Origin of the sequence: Francisella sp. XLW-1 (genome assembly GCF_008711455.1) — a bacterium.
Taxonomy (GTDB): Bacteria; Pseudomonadota; Gammaproteobacteria; order Francisellales; family Francisellaceae; genus Francisella; species Francisella salimarina.
In genome coordinates this window covers 42,746-57,324 of the sequence record NZ_VXKP01000001.1, presented here as the reverse complement: position 1 = coordinate 57,324, position 14,579 = coordinate 42,746, and the positions used below count along the sequence as shown (strand labels likewise).

Here is a 14,579-nt window from a genome sequence, read left to right as displayed (position 1 = left end):
TAATGGCTAATATTATATTTATAGATAATTTTGATTCATTTTCTTATAACTTGGTGGATGAATTTAGAGTTCTAGGAAATAATGTCGAAGTATTCAGAAATAATTTATATCTGGAAGTTCTTTTGGATAAAATTAACTCAACTGATAATCCCATAGTTGTGATATCGCCTGGTCCTGGCAGTCCTGCAAGTGCAGGATGTATAGTTGATCTTATATCAGTTATTAAAGGTAAGGTACCAATTATAGGAATATGTTTAGGTCATCAAGCTATAGTTGAAGCTTATGGTGGTATAGTATCTCATGCTAACGAAATTGTTCATGGTAAAACTGCTAAAGTTAAATTTATAAAGCATGGTATTTTTGAAGGTTTAGAATCACCATTGAGTGTGGCTAGATATCATTCTTTGGTAGCTATTAAGGTACCAACTGGCCTAGAAACTGTGGCAGAAGTTAATGATTTGGTAATGGCTGTAGTAGATGATAAAAATAAGGTCTGTGGTTTACAATTTCATCCTGAATCAATAATGACTATACATGGTTCTAAACTCTTAGATAATATAGTTAGATGGGTGCAACAATGATTAGTTTAAGAGATATTGTAGAAAAATTATTTAATTCAGAAGATCTTAATTATGAAGAAAGTTATCAGCTTTTTGATTATTTTATCAAAGGTCAAATAGAGTTACCTTTACAAACTAGTATATTAATAGCTCTTAAACTAAAACAAGAAACTTCGACAGAAATAGCAGCCGCAGTAGAAGCTCTACTTGATAATACAAAAGAGTTCCCAAAAATAAATGGAGATTTAGCTGGAATAGTTGGGACTGGTGGAGATGGGTTTAATACTATTAATATTTCTACAACAGCTGCGATTGTTGCAGCGGCAGCTGGTTATAAAGTTGCTAAACATGGTGGTCGAAGTGTATCAAGTAAATCAGGTTCTTTTGATCTTTTAGAATCTTTTGGTGTCAATATAGAGTTATCACCACAGCAAACAAAAGAATGTTTAGAACTATATAATCTTGGATTTTTATTTGCGCCATTTTATAGTGGAGGTTTTAGGTATATAAAAGAGGCTAGAGCTATCTTAAAAACAAGGACTATTTTTAATATTTTAGGACCTTTGATAAACCCAGCTAGACCAAATAAGGTTGTGATAGGAGTTTACTCAAAAGATTTAATTTTGCCAATGGCAAAAACTCTAATTAATCTTGGAATTGATAGAGCAGTTGTAGTATACGGTAGTGGCTTAGATGAAGTAGCAATACATGATGATACTTATGTCGCTGAAATACAAAATAATCAGATAACGGAATATAAAGTTTCTCCTGTAGATTTTGGTATAGATACATATACAATCAAAGATCTTGAAGGTGGCTTACCAGAGCAAAATAGAGAGATTATAAAGCAAATACTTCAAGGTAAGGGTAAACAAGCGCATAATGCTGCGGTTGCTGTAAATGTAGCTATGCTTATGAAGCTTTATGGTAAAGATAATCTAAAACAAAATACTCAAGAAATATTAGAGCTTATAAAATCAGGCAAATGTTTTGATACATTACAAAAAGTTATAAATTATGATAAATAAAATCAAAAAAATAGGAATTTGTATATTAGGATTATTAATATTGAATTCTGGATATACTTGTACAGTTTTTATTAAAAATGATGGTAAAAATAATTATGTTTTTGCTAAAAGTAGAGACGTAACTTTTAATAGATACGATTCAACATATTATTTCTTAAGGCAAGAAAATGTAGTTTTTCATGTACCAAAAAAAGGTTATAAATATATTTCTTTACAATATAGCCAATCTCAACCAGATCCAAATATTTTCTCTACAGGAACAAATGAAAAAAATTTGTCTATGAGTTATAACTATGATAGTTCACAGTTAGGAAGTACAGGTGATAATTTATCTGAATATACTCCTTCTATTATAAATATGGCTGATAAGTTTAATAGATATTTAATTAGTAACGCTGCTACATTAAATGATGTAAATAAAATAATTAAACAAGCTGTTTATAATTTTAATAATAAAAGTACTGAACAAGAGCCTTTTGCTGTTCCTATGTTATTATCATTTGCGCAACATAATAAAAATAAAAAAGATATTTATGAGGTTGTAGAGATTGTAATATCAAACCCTAATACTGTAAAAAAAACATACTTTAAATCATTAAAAATAAGTGGTTATCAAGATTTCCAGGAAAATAAGAAGTGCATAAGTATTTTGAATAATATGTACGGTAAAGGATTTAATAAAGACATGGTAGGTATTTATAATAAAGTATTTATGTCTAATCAATTTATCTGTAGTTATATTGGAAGAACAAGCTTTAAAAATAATTATTCAAATTTGGCAAGTTATTACTTTGCAGATCAAGTTGCTAAATTGACAGCATATAATAACTTACAACTCGATTATAAAATTAAAAAATCGAATGATTATCTAATTGAAACTAACTCTATAACCTCTCTAGATTTGCAAAAACATACATATTTTGTTCCCCCAGAATCTATATCTCGTTATGACTCTTTAGATACTTTGCTCAAAAATTCAGAGCAAATATCAAAATTGGTTAATGATAAAAATGGATACTCTAGAGAGTTAGCTATTATGTTCTTAAATGATATATATAATCCAAGTAAATATGATTTAGATGGTTATACTATGTCATCTAATATGGCTGTTTCTAGAGAAAGTAGTAGAGCAAAATATGTTGTTAGTTTTATTAAAGACAATACCACAGGAAGAGAAGTTCCATATATATTTGTTGAAATTACTTCTCCAGCACAGCCGTACAATAGAGCTACTATAAAGCTAAATAAATGCTTTTGGGAAGAGCATAAAAATAATGATATTATTGTTGATAAAGATGAATTTTATTATAAATATCATAAGATGTATCAAAATTATAATGGACAATAACCATGAAAAAAATAATATATAGTTTATCGATATTATCTTGTAGTTTAGTTTTTTCAGCTGATAGTGATACTAAATATCAAAAAGCTGTATTTGCAGGTGGTTGTTTTTGGTGTTTAGAATCAGATTTTGAATATATGCAAAAACATCAAGATTTAAGCCATGATGGTATTGTAAAGATTATTTCTGGTTATGACGGTGGTTTGCAAAAAGATCCTACTTACAAAACAGTATCTGCAGGTATTACAAACTACAAAGAATCAGTAGAGGTTGTATATGATCCTACTAAAATTAGTTATCAAGATTTAGTAGAGTATTTTTATCGTCGTATAGATCCTACAGATTCTAAAGGACAGTTTTGTGATAAAGGTGAGCAATATCAATCAGCTATATATTACAGCGATGATAAACAAAAACAGGTTGCTGAAGATGTTACTAAAAAATTAAAAGCAGAATTTAAAAAATATAACCAACCTGTGTATACTCAAATTTTACCATCTACACATTTTTATAAAGCAGAAAGTTATCATCAAGATTATCATCATAAAAATCCTAAAAGATATTGCTATTATCGTACAGGCTGCGGTCGTGATGTAACAGTAAATAAAGTTTGGCAAAATATAGATTGGAAATATAGTAATATAACACCTTTTAATATACCATCTAGCTATGCAGAATGTTTAACAAGATAGATTAAATTATATGACTGATTTAGAGCAACGAGTAAAGTTTATAGTTGAAGTTGATAAGCTAAAAAGTATATATCGTAGGTGTTTAGTTTATTCAGATAATAATCGTAGAGAAAATACCGCAGAACACAGTTGGCATGCTGCTCTGATGGCTATAACATTTAAAGATTTTGCTAAAGAAAATATAAATATGGAACGAGTTTTAACTATGCTATTAATACATGATATAGTTGAAATATATGCTGGAGATACTTATGCTTTTGATGATGAGGCAATACTGGAATTGCAACACAAGAAAGAGTTACTAGCTTTAGATAAAGTATTTTCTTTAATGCCAGAATATGATGCTAAAGAATTAAAAAAGCTTTGGTTAGAGTTTGAAAAAAGTTCATCTACGGATGCTAAATATGCTAAAGCAATTGATAAATCTATCCCTGTATATAGAAATATGGCAAGTAATGGTGGTGGATGGGTTATAAATGGTCCGACATGCAAAGAGAAAGTGTTAAAGATAAACAAAGAATTAAAAACAATAGCCCCTAAACTTTGGGATTATGTAAAGCAACAAATAAACATAGCAGAATCTAAAGGTTGGTTAGTTTAATAATATAGAAAAGTGTAGGGAAATATGAAAGTAGTAGGTGTAGCATCAAAAGTTTCTAATGATAGGGAAGATTTGCTTGAAGAAGCTTGGGAGCTTTTCTTTAATAGTGAGGTATTAGAGTATCTTAATGGTCAAAATATATCTCAGGATATAATATCTGTTTATTATGGCTATGAAGGCGATCATACGGCTCCATATACTCTTTTGATAGGTTATGAGGTGGCTGAGTCTTTTGAGGTACCAACAGGGTTAAATTCTGTGCAAATTGAGCTTAACCATCAAACGTACCGTGTTGAAGGCGAGCTACCTGATGCTATTATTGATAAATGGCAACAAATTTGGGCAGATAATTCTAAAAAGAGAGCTTATAAAGCAGATTTTGATAGATATAATCCTATTAAAGATTATGCTGAAGTTAATGTCGAATATTTAAAATAAATAATCTTCAAATCAACAAAGTACAGAAAAATTCAACTTTTATTGTTTTTTCGTTTAAAATACTTCATAAAATTATATAAATAATAAGTATTATGGAAACTATATTAGCTAAGATAGTTGAAGCAAAAAGAAATTGGCTTTTTGCAAAAAAAAGATTATTTCCACTAGATGTATTCAAAAAAGAAGTTATAAAAACAGATAGAGATTTTTATCAGGCTTTAGAATCAGACAAAGCAGTATTTATTCTAGAGTGTAAAAAAGGATCTCCTTCTAAAGGAGTTATCCGTAAAAAATTTGATCTAAATGAAATAGCAGCAGTATATAAAAATTACGCAAATGTAATATCTGTACTTACAGATGAAGAATTTTTTATGGGTAGCTTTGCAAATCTAGAGATTGTTAGAAAGCAAGTAACTCAACCTATACTTTGTAAAGATTTTATTATAGATGAGTATCAAATATATTTAGCTAGGTATTATCAAGCTGATGCAGTGTTACTGATGCTTTCGGTATTGAATGATAATGAGTATAAGAAACTAGCAAAAGTAGCTAATCGTTTAGGTATGGGTATCTTAACTGAAGTTAGTAATGAAGAAGAACTTGAAAGATCTATCAAACTCAAAGCAAAAGTTATAGGTATTAACAATCGTAATCTAAGAGATCTTTCTATTAATCTAAATACTACGCGTCTTTTGGCGCCAAAAATACCTAAAGGAACAATAGTTATTTCAGAATCAGGAATTTATAAAAATCAAGAAATCCGTGATTTAAGAAATTATGTTAATGGCTTTTTGATAGGTAGTTCTATTATGAGTGAACGCAATCTAGAACTTGCTGTTAGAAAGCTTATATATGGTTTTAATAAGGTATGTGGCCTTACCTCTGTAGAAAACGCTCAAAAAGCATATAATGCCGGAGCAGTGTATGGAGGATTTATATTCGTAGAGAAATCTCCTCGCTGTGTAGATTTTGCCATGGCAAAACAAATAACTAAAAAAGTTAGATTAAACTATGTAGGTGTATTTGCTAATGCTAGCATCGAAGATGTTGTAAATACTGCTTATGGCTTGAAACTTAGTGCAGTGCAGTTGCATGGTGACGAAAATCAAGAATATATAGATGCACTAAAATCAAAACTACATAGAAACTGTCAGATATGGAAAGCTTATGGAATTGACAAAACTGTCCCAGAGTTTTTTGCTAATGTAGATTATCACTTATTGGATGCTCAAGTAGATGGTAAATCAGGTGGTACTGGTAAAGCTTTTGATTGGAGTCTTATCAAAGATAGGAAAAATATAATACTTGCTGGCGGTCTGAATCCTAAAAATATAGCAAAAGCAATAGAACTAAGATGTTCTGCTTATGATATTAATTCTGGTGTAGAATCTGAGCCAGGACAAAAAGATCAACAGAAGTTAAAAGAAGTTTTTGAGGTTATAAGAGACTACTAGCATCTTATTTCACACTTTATTTTAATTTATAAGTATTAAAAGTAATTCATAGTTAGTATATATAATTGCAACAATATTTAGCTACTGCTATTCTAAATAAAAATATCTAATATCACCCTAACTATGAATCAACCAGAAATTAAATATTTAAAAGACTACAAGCCAAGTAATTATCTTATAAATGAAACACATCTAAAATTTGAACTTGATGAGTCAAAAACTAGAGCGACAGCAAGTTTACATATAGTAGCTAATCCAGCAAATCGTGAAAATAACACACTGGTTTTAGATGGTAATGATTTGAAACTATTATCTATAAAAATAGATAATAAAGAGCTATCAAATACAGATTTTATAGTTAATGAAAACCAATTAATCATAGATGATGCTCCAGAAAAGTTTGTATTAGAAACAGTCGTAGAGATTAATCCTGAGGCTAATACATCTTTAGAAGGTTTATACAAGTCTGGAGAGGTGTTTTGCACCCAGTGTGAGGCAACTGGATTTAGAAAAATTACTTACTATATAGATAGACCAGATGTGATGTCTTCTTATACAGTCAAAATAATAGCCGACAAGCAAAAATATCCAGTAATTTTATCAAATGGCGATAAAGTTGAGTCTGGAGATATTTCAGATACTCAGCATTTTGCAGTATGGAAAGATCCATTTAAGAAGCCTTGCTATTTATTTGCTCTTGTAGCTGGAGATTTGGCAAGTATCAGAGATACTTATATCACAAAATCACAACGTAAAGTTAGTTTAGAAATATACGCTTTTAAACAAGATATAGATAAATGTCATTATGCAATGCAAGCTGTTAAAGACTCTATGAAATGGGATGAAGATAGGTTTGGCTTAGAGTATGATTTAGATACTTTTATGATTGTAGCCGTACCTGATTTTAATGCGGGTGCAATGGAGAATAAAGGATTAAATATCTTTAATACCAAATATATTATGGCTAGCGATAAGACTGCTACTGATAAAGATTTTGAGTTGGTACAAAGTGTAGTGGGACATGAGTATTTTCATAATTGGACAGGCGATAGAGTTACTTGTAGAGACTGGTTCCAGCTTAGCTTAAAAGAAGGCTTGACTGTATTTAGAGACCAAGAGTTTACTTCTGATTTAAACTCTAGAGATGTTAAACGTATAGACGATGTACGTATTATTAGAAGTGCTCAATTTGCTGAAGATGCTAGTCCAATGTCTCACCCTATCCGCCCAGAGTCGTACATTGAGATGAATAATTTCTATACTGTAACGGTTTATCATAAAGGTGCTGAGATAATTCGTATGATTCATACCTTACTAGGCGAAGAAGGCTTCCAAAAAGGTATGAAACTATACTTTGAAAGACATGATGGACAAGCTGTTACTTGTGATGATTTTGTAAATGCTATGGCAGATGCTAATAATCGTGATTTTAGCTTATTTAAAAGATGGTATGCTCAATCAGGTACACCAAGCATTAAAGTTGCTGAGAACTATGATGCAGAAAATCAAATTTATAGTCTAACATTAGAGCAAACTACTCCGCCAACAGCAGATCAAAAAGAAAAACAAGCTCTTCATATACCAGTTAGTATGGGGCTTATTACTCCAGAAGGTGAAAATATCGCCGAGCAAGTTATTGAGCTAACAGAGCAAAAGCAAACCTATACTTTTGAGAATATTACTGCAAAGCCAGTAGCTTCTTTATTTAGAGATTTTTCGGCACCTGTGAAGGTTGAGCATGAGCGTGCTGAATCAGAGCTATTACATATCGTTAAGTATGATAATAATGCTTTTAATCGTTGGGACTCTTTACAGCAATTAGCTACTAAAATGATATTAAACAATGCCGATGTAGATACAGATTTTTTAAATGCTTTTAAATCAATTTTACATGATAAAGATTTAGATAAAGCCTTAATTAGTGATGCTCTAATGATACCAACAGAGTCTATAATTGCTGAGGCAATGCCGACAATTATGGTTGATGATATTGTCAACTCTCGCAAAAAAGTTATGAATCAGCTAGCAGATAAGCTAAAAGATGATTGGTTGGCCGTATATCAACAATGTAATGATAATAAGCTATATAGCCTATCAGCTGAGCAAATTGCTAAAAGAAAACTAAAAGGTGTCTGCTTGAGTTATCTGATGAATGCTAGTGATCAAAGTCAAGGTGCAAAGCTAGCACAACAACTATTTGATAATGCTGATAATATGACAGATCAGCAAACTGCATTTTCAGCATTGTTAAAGTCTAATGATAAGCAAATTCGTGATAATGCTATCAATGAGTTCTATAACTATTGGAAGCATGAGGATTTAGTTGTAAATAAATGGCTAGTATCCCAAGCTCAAATATCTGATGGGTCAGCTTTAGATATAGTTAAAGGCTTAGTTAATCATCCTGCATATAATGCAAAAAACCCTAACAAAGTTTATTCGCTAATTGGTGGCTTTGGAGCTAATTTCTCACAATATCATCGTAAAGATGGCTTAGGGTATGCTTTTATGGCGGATACAGTACTGGAGCTTGATAAATTTAATCATCAAGTTGCTGCTAGAATGGCTCGTAATCTAATGAGCTGGAAACGCTATGACTCTGATAGACAAGCTATGATGAAAGATGCTCTTGAGAAAATCAAAGCTTCTAATCCTAGTAAAAATGTCTTTGAAATCGTTAGTAAGAGTTTGGAGGTGTAGTTTTCTTTATATTTATCTAAGTATTTCAGATCTATAATAATTATTACCGTGTATTTTATAGAGCTATAATCGATAAAGCCTTATAATAACTTACTCATAAAAAATATAGAAATCAATATGTCAGTAGTTGTTGTAGGAAGCGCTAATAGAGATTTAGTTGTAAAAGTTGATCAACTTGCACAAAAAGGTCAAACGATAATAAGTCAAAATTATGAAGAGTTTTGTGGTGGTAAAGGAGCTAATCAAGCTGTAGCTACAAGAAGACTTGGCGAAAATGTAACTTTTATTACAAACCTTGGTAAAGATAGTTTTGGGGATAGGCTTTTAGAGTTTTATAAAAAAGAAGGCTTAGATAGTTCAACTATCAATCAAGATTTTGGTAGTAATACAGGCTTGGCTTTTATTTGTGTTGATAACCAAGGTCAAAATATTATTAATGTAGTAATGGGTGCTAATACCAAGTTAGATCAGCAAATTTTGGATAAACATAACCAAAAAATCCAACAAGCAAAAATCATATTAACCCAACTAGAAACTCCTTTGGAAACTATTGAGTATTTAGCAGACAAGATCTCTGATAAACAAACTTTTATATTAAACCCTGCTCCAGCTAGAGAGCTACCTCAAGAGCTACTCAAAAAGGTAGATATTTTGACACCAAATGAGACTGAGGCATCTATTTTGTCAGGTATAGAGGTCAAAGATGTAAATACAGCTAAGCAGGCAGCAAAAGAGCTGCATAATAAGGGTGTAGCTATTGTTATAATAACTTTGGGCGAACAAGGCGCTTTATTATCAAAAAATAATGGTCAAGAACAAAAATTATTTGCTACCAAAAAAGTAGATGTGGTAGACACTACAGCTGCAGGAGATACTTTTAATGGTGTTTTGGCATTTTGTCTAGACAAAGGATTATCTATAGAACAATCAATCGAGATAGCTAATACAGCAGCAGCTCTAGCAGTAACTATAGAGGGAGCAGAAGATTCAGCACCTACTTTAGAGAAATTGAATACTTATCTAGAACAAAAAATATAATATATGGAGATTTAAAATGGTTGTACTACACTCGTACGGTGTTGCGGTATTTTTTTGTATAATTACGATGCTATGTTGGGGTTCTTGGGCAAATACACAAAAGCTCTCGACAAAAGAGTGGCCTTTTCAACAGTATTATTGGGATTATGCTTTAGGGATTTTGATAGTATCTTTTGTCTTAGCTATAACAATGGGAAGTTTTGGTACAGAAGGTAGATCATTCTTTAGTGATATTTCTCAAGCTTCATCTGAGAGTTTTATTTATGCTTTTATGGGTGGTGTGGTTTTTAACTTAGCTAATATACTACTTGTAGCTGCTATTGATATTGCGGGGATGTCTGTAGCTTTTCCTTTAGCTATTGGTTTGGCTCTAGTCATAGGTGTGATTACAAACTATATAGCAACACCTCTAGGTCAGCCTGTAGTCTTGTTTTTAGGAGTTTTGAGCGTACTTGCAGCAATTATTATTGATGCTGTCATATATAAGCGTATTTCTGATAACAAAAACAAAAATATGCTTAAAGGATTTATAGTTTCTATTATTTCAGGTATTTTAATGGGCTTTTTCTATCCATTGGTTATTAAATCAATCTCAAATGATTTTGTAACTCCTCAAGCTGGCTTAATGACACCATATACAGCAAGTTTTATATTTGCTGTAGGTATTTTTGTATCTAACTTTGTAATCAATGGTTGGATGATTAAATTTCCTATTTCAGGCAAGAAACTTAAGTTTAAAGACTATTTCTCTCAAGGTGCGCCATGGTTGCATACTATTGGTATATTAGGAGGTGTGATTTGGGGGATTGGATCTTGTCTTAACTTTATAGCTTCTGGTATTGCAGGACCTTCTATCTCGTATGGTTTGGGTCAAGGTGCAACAATGATAGCGGCATTCTGGGGTGTATTTATTTGGAAAGAATTTGCCAAAGCACCAAAAGGTACAAGTAAGTTGATAGTACTAATGTTTATAACTTATATTTTAGGATTAACACTTATTGTTTTTGCGAGAAATATTTAGTTTTATAATTATTTGAATGCTTTTAATAAAAGCGTAGTGGTTGTTTTAATAAAGTCATTTTCTTCTAATATATCTTTATCTAACTCATAAGAGCGTATAAATGGAGTTAATGTTGCAGATGATATAAATAGAAGGACATATTTAGCAGAAAAATCTTTGGATAGTTGTCCATTATTTTGAAAATCTTTTATTTTTTCTTCAAGTTGATCAAATGATGCGAATTTTTGTTGATTTTTTATACCTGATAAAGAAGAGTTTTTTTCTAAGCGTTGCCAGTCTAACATTTTTAGTATATCAGGATTTTTTGTATGAATATTAAACCTTGCTTTGACTAGCTTTTTTAAGAACTCTTCAAATGTATCTTCCTTTATACAGTCTTTGATATCAGAAAATGTTTCAGAATTTATTAAAGATTCTTTAACAGCTTTCCATAAGTCAGTCTTATTAGAAAAATAATGATATATAAGAGAGCTTTGTACATTAGCTTTTTTAGCAATATCTCTAATAGATGTGCCATTAAAACCATTTTCAAGAAATAACACTTTTGCAGATTTAATAATTTTTTTAGCAGTTTTATGAGTTTTAGATTCCATTAATTTTAAGAGTTTCATAATTTTTTAGAAATTATAGCAGATAGTATGTTTTAAATTCTATTGAACGATCGATCATTAGGTGATAATATTATTGATCAAGTGTTCAATAATTTAAAAAAGAGACTCTTCCTATGATTTTAGTCAGAAAAAAACCTTTAGGTGTTGTAATGCTAACAATTTTTACAATAGCTTTAGGTTGCGGTTATTTCTTTGGTGCGATGATGTTTACACCTTCTCTTCCAGCAATTACAGATTATTTTGATACAAGTTCATCATTATCTAGAATGACAGTTTCAAGTTTTTTTGTAACAATGGCTATATCTCAGCTTATCTATGGACCAGCATCAGATAAATACGGTAGGAAACCTTTAATTTTAATAGGATCTATAATCTTTGCTTTAGGTTCAATATTATGTATTCTCTCTCATTCTATTATATTTCTAATTTTTAGTAGAGCTATACAGGGTCTCGGTGCAGGAGCTTTAATTACTTTGGCTAGAACACTGGTTCAGGACTCTTTTAGAAAAGAACACTTTTTAAAAGCAGTATCTTGGATGAGTATATTTTTTGCCATAGCTCCAGCTATTTCTCCAGTTATTGGTGGTTTTTTACAGTTTCATTTTGGTTGGCAGAGCAATTTTATTTTTATGTTTATTTTTGCAGTTAGTTTATTTATTGCTGTATTTCTTTTATTACCAGAAACTAATAAAGATAAAAATCCTAAAGCAATGAATATTAGTCATTTAGTCAGTAATTATCTAATTGTTGCAAAAAATAAGAAATTTTGGATTTATCTACTTTTTATTATTACTGGTTTATCAGGAGGGATTTCGTTTGATGTAATAGGATCGTTTATATTGATCAAGGATTATCATTTAACATCAGTAGTCTTTGGTATGATCTCAACACTTTTATTAATGATGATAATTGTTTCACGTTTTTTGACATCAATGATATTGCTTAAGTATATGGATAAAAATAAGGTTATACTGTTTGGATTATTTCTCATGTTCTTATCATCTAATATATTGATAATTTTAGATTTATTAAATCTATTAGGGCTATTTGATTTTTTATTTATTCTTGCTATTTTTTTCTTAGCTTGTGGAATAGTGATACCAATTTCAGCAGCAAATCTTTTGAGTTTATTTGATAATATGAAAGGAGTAGCTAGTGCTTTTTATGGATCTATGCAAATGTGTGGGATTTTCTTGATAAGTATTATTGCATCAAGTATGAATCCATCGATTGGTTTTATGCTAAGTATTATAAGTGTATTATCAGTTATTAGTTTTATTATGGGACTTAGGATTTTTTATAAAAGAAATAATTTATTTAAAATTAGAAGTAATACTATTCAATCAGCGTAATATACAATATTTGATATATCAAAATAATCATTGATTTGTTGTAATTGGTTTTTTCTAAGAAAATTTATCCAAAAATTAGTTGTTTGGCAGTGGGTAGAACGAGTTACGGGGATTCTTATGTTTATTATTGCGATTAGCTGTACTCGAATGCTAGTTAATTTCTAATCAACCCTATTAGATTTCTAAATTTATAGTTTCACCAATTTTTAAAATCAAAGCATTATCATCGCCATATTTTTGATTTATAGCTGCTTGTTTGAATCTTTTAGGTGGCTCAAAAAAAGGCTCTGGTGTAAGTCTGATAGTTCCCCAGTGCATGCCTATGGTTTTGGTCGCTTTGATATCTTTGGCTATTTGAATTGCTTCTTCCGGAGTAGCATGTACAGAACACATAAAATCACGAGGCTCATATGCTCCTATACCTATCAAAGCTAGATCAAAATCCTTTTCTTTTTTGCCAATTTCTTTAAATACATCGCCATAAGTAGTATCACCTGAGAACCATATTTTCTTGTATTTATCTTTGATTGAGAAACTGGCCCATAGAGTTTTATTTCTATCAAATAAACCCCTCCCAGAAAAATGAACGCATGGTAAACAGCCTATGGTAATATTATTTATATTAATCTCTTGCCACCAGTTCATTTCTGTTACATTTTTAAACCCTCTTTTGATAAAGAAACTGCTAAGCCCTAGTGGTACTATTACTTTGATATTTTCTTTATTTGGAAAGTTCTTTATAACTTTTGAGTCTAAATGATCATAATGATTATGACTAATAATAAGCATATCAATTTTTGGAAGCTCACTTAAATCTAAAGGAGAAAATATTTCTCGTTTTGGTCCTAAAAATCCAGGCCCAGCATTTTTACTTAAAAAAGGATCTGTAACAATAAAATATTCATTAAGCTTAATCAAAAAAGCAGCATGCCCTAACCAAGTAATACTATAATCATTTGATTTATCTAACAGTTCTAAAGCTTGTTGTTTTTCTAAAACATGGTCTTTAGGAAAACTTTCTTTATGCTTTTTAAACATAGAAGAAAAAATAAATCTTAAAAAATCTCTACTTCCTCCTTTGCGCATGGGGCTACCTGGGGGATTAGAAAAACTATTTTTAGTAGAATTATTAATAGAGATAACTTTTACCGTAATGTATATTTGGTTGTATAGATTTATTTTACATTACAAAGAATAATGAAAACTATAAACTTTGAAAAATTATATACTGATTTTACAAGTATTTTTGATTTATGTAGATACACAAATGAATCTCTAGAAGAAGAGATTATTAGAAGAGTCAAAGAAGATAATATCACTGAGGGCATGTTTCTGTTTAGGTTTAGACTAGTAATATTTAAGTTTGAAGTAGCTAATAATTCAGTCGAATATATTGGATATGAAAAATAAAGAAGAATATAAAGTTTAGCTATTTTTATTTAGAATAAGAGAGGTTCTGTCGCATAATAATAAAAAAAAATCTTCTGTGTGCATTGACACATAAGGCTTACAGAGGATTCAAAAAAAAGCCCTATAATACTTAGTTGTTATAAAAAAATATAACAACAAATTTATTTAAAAACGGCGATAAAATCGCCTAAATGTTTTCGCGAAACAGCATTGCCGTTAGGTCAATGCATATTGAGCTATTAAGCAAAGTCAAAAGTGGCTCGTTAGATTTTGGATTGATTAATGTTCATGGCTGAGCAAGATGTCACCATCATGGATTTGTTTTAGCT

The 14,579-nt window shown here is 30.5% G+C and carries 14 protein-coding genes; 12 read left to right on the top strand and 2 right to left on the bottom strand.

All coding sequences use genetic code 11. The annotated features are described in order from the left end of the window. The first annotated feature begins 2 nt into the window (after nucleotides 1-2). The 10 genes from F3D59_RS00285 (at nucleotide 3) to F3D59_RS00240 (ending at nucleotide 10,877) form a co-directional block, all read left to right on the top strand. A complete protein-coding gene (locus F3D59_RS00285) occupies nucleotides 3-581 on the top strand; it encodes an aminodeoxychorismate/anthranilate synthase component II (RefSeq protein ID WP_150463358.1) in 579 nt (192 codons plus the stop codon). Further along, the gene (gene trpD, locus F3D59_RS00280; RefSeq protein WP_191092402.1) at nucleotides 578-1,588 is read left to right on the top strand and encodes an anthranilate phosphoribosyltransferase; all 1,011 of its coding nucleotides are present in this window, start codon (nucleotides 578-580) and stop codon (nucleotides 1,586-1,588) included. Before F3D59_RS00285 ends, trpD begins: the two co-directional genes overlap by 4 nt. Continuing rightward, nucleotides 1,578-2,936 (top strand): hypothetical protein, encoded by a 1,359-nt coding sequence (locus F3D59_RS00275; RefSeq protein WP_150463356.1) that lies wholly within the window; start codon nucleotides 1,578-1,580, stop codon nucleotides 2,934-2,936. The genes trpD and F3D59_RS00275 overlap by 11 nt, the downstream gene beginning before the upstream one ends. Nucleotides 2,937-2,938: 2 nt before the next feature. After that, the gene (msrA, locus tag F3D59_RS00270) at nucleotides 2,939-3,625 is read left to right on the top strand and encodes a peptide-methionine (S)-S-oxide reductase MsrA (RefSeq protein WP_150463355.1); all 687 of its coding nucleotides are present in this window, start codon (nucleotides 2,939-2,941) and stop codon (nucleotides 3,623-3,625) included. A 10-nt stretch (nucleotides 3,626-3,635) separates the two neighbouring features. Continuing rightward, a complete protein-coding gene (locus F3D59_RS00265; protein WP_150463354.1) occupies nucleotides 3,636-4,226 on the top strand; it encodes an HD domain-containing protein in 591 nt (196 codons plus the stop codon). A 24-nt stretch (nucleotides 4,227-4,250) separates the two neighbouring features. Beyond that, nucleotides 4,251-4,664 carry a GyrI-like domain-containing protein gene (locus F3D59_RS00260; RefSeq protein WP_012280261.1) on the top strand — a complete coding sequence of 138 codons (414 nt, stop codon included), beginning with the start codon at nucleotides 4,251-4,253 and terminating at the stop codon, nucleotides 4,662-4,664. A 92-nt stretch (nucleotides 4,665-4,756) separates the two neighbouring features. Next, nucleotides 4,757-6,118, top strand: coding sequence for a bifunctional indole-3-glycerol-phosphate synthase TrpC/phosphoribosylanthranilate isomerase TrpF (gene trpCF / locus F3D59_RS00255; protein WP_150463353.1), 1,362 nt, complete (start codon nucleotides 4,757-4,759; stop codon nucleotides 6,116-6,118). A 123-nt stretch (nucleotides 6,119-6,241) separates the two neighbouring features. After that, entirely contained in the window at nucleotides 6,242-8,818 is a 2,577-nt protein-coding gene (pepN, locus tag F3D59_RS00250) for an aminopeptidase N (RefSeq protein ID WP_150463352.1), read from the top strand. 117 nt (nucleotides 8,819-8,935) lie between these two features. Then, complete coding sequence (gene rbsK / locus F3D59_RS00245) at nucleotides 8,936-9,856, top strand: ribokinase (protein WP_150463351.1); 921 nt, start codon at nucleotides 8,936-8,938, stop codon at nucleotides 9,854-9,856. A gap of 16 nt (nucleotides 9,857-9,872) precedes the next feature. Further along, nucleotides 9,873-10,877, top strand: a complete 1,005-nt coding sequence (locus F3D59_RS00240; RefSeq protein ID WP_150463350.1) for a GRP family sugar transporter — start codon at nucleotides 9,873-9,875, stop codon at nucleotides 10,875-10,877. A gap of 8 nt (nucleotides 10,878-10,885) precedes the next feature. Here the strand turns inward: F3D59_RS00240 and F3D59_RS00235 are convergent, their stop codons facing one another. Beyond that, a complete protein-coding gene (locus F3D59_RS00235) occupies nucleotides 10,886-11,470 on the bottom strand; it encodes a TetR/AcrR family transcriptional regulator (protein WP_052471598.1) in 585 nt (194 codons plus the stop codon). Nucleotides 11,471-11,601: 131 nt separating this feature from the next. Here F3D59_RS00235 and F3D59_RS00230 point away from each other — a divergent pair, with 131 nt between their 5' ends. Next, nucleotides 11,602-12,840, top strand: coding sequence for a multidrug effflux MFS transporter (locus F3D59_RS00230; RefSeq protein ID WP_150463349.1), 1,239 nt, complete (start codon nucleotides 11,602-11,604; stop codon nucleotides 12,838-12,840). A 174-nt stretch (nucleotides 12,841-13,014) separates the two neighbouring features. Here the strand turns inward: F3D59_RS00230 and F3D59_RS00220 are convergent, their stop codons facing one another. Then, a complete protein-coding gene (locus tag F3D59_RS00220; RefSeq protein WP_150463348.1) occupies nucleotides 13,015-13,926 on the bottom strand; it encodes an MBL fold metallo-hydrolase in 912 nt (303 codons plus the stop codon). Between the two features lie 111 nt (nucleotides 13,927-14,037). Between F3D59_RS00220 and F3D59_RS00215 the strand changes: the two genes are divergently transcribed. Then, on the top strand, nucleotides 14,038-14,250 hold the full coding sequence (locus tag F3D59_RS00215) for a hypothetical protein (protein WP_149368972.1): 213 nt from the start codon (nucleotides 14,038-14,040) through the stop codon (nucleotides 14,248-14,250). Nucleotides 14,251-14,579: the final 329 nt, after the last annotated feature.

Bases quoted from the DNA above. Each gene is read 5' to 3' on its own strand.
- F3D59_RS00285 (WP_150463358.1), top strand. From the start codon at position 3: ATGGCTAATATTATATTTATAGATAATTTTGATTCATTTTCTTATAAC.
- trpD (WP_191092402.1), top strand. From the start codon at position 578: ATGATTAGTTTAAGAGATATTGTAGAAAAATTATTTAATTCAGAAGAT.
- F3D59_RS00275 (WP_150463356.1), top strand. From the start codon at position 1,578: ATGATAAATAAAATCAAAAAAATAGGAATTTGTATATTAGGATTATTA.
- msrA (WP_150463355.1), top strand. From the start codon at position 2,939: ATGAAAAAAATAATATATAGTTTATCGATATTATCTTGTAGTTTAGTT.
- F3D59_RS00265 (WP_150463354.1), top strand. From the start codon at position 3,636: ATGACTGATTTAGAGCAACGAGTAAAGTTTATAGTTGAAGTTGATAAG.
- F3D59_RS00260 (WP_012280261.1), top strand. From the start codon at position 4,251: ATGAAAGTAGTAGGTGTAGCATCAAAAGTTTCTAATGATAGGGAAGAT.
- trpCF (WP_150463353.1), top strand. From the start codon at position 4,757: ATGGAAACTATATTAGCTAAGATAGTTGAAGCAAAAAGAAATTGGCTT.
- pepN (WP_150463352.1), top strand. From the start codon at position 6,242: ATGAATCAACCAGAAATTAAATATTTAAAAGACTACAAGCCAAGTAAT.
- rbsK (WP_150463351.1), top strand. From the start codon at position 8,936: ATGTCAGTAGTTGTTGTAGGAAGCGCTAATAGAGATTTAGTTGTAAAA.
- F3D59_RS00240 (WP_150463350.1), top strand. From the start codon at position 9,873: ATGGTTGTACTACACTCGTACGGTGTTGCGGTATTTTTTTGTATAATT.
- F3D59_RS00235 (WP_052471598.1), bottom strand. From the start codon at position 11,470: ATGGAATCTAAAACTCATAAAACTGCTAAAAAAATTATTAAATCTGCA.
- F3D59_RS00230 (WP_150463349.1), top strand. From the start codon at position 11,602: ATGATTTTAGTCAGAAAAAAACCTTTAGGTGTTGTAATGCTAACAATT.
- F3D59_RS00220 (WP_150463348.1), bottom strand. From the start codon at position 13,926: ATGCGCAAAGGAGGAAGTAGAGATTTTTTAAGATTTATTTTTTCTTCT.
- F3D59_RS00215 (WP_149368972.1), top strand. From the start codon at position 14,038: ATGAAAACTATAAACTTTGAAAAATTATATACTGATTTTACAAGTATT.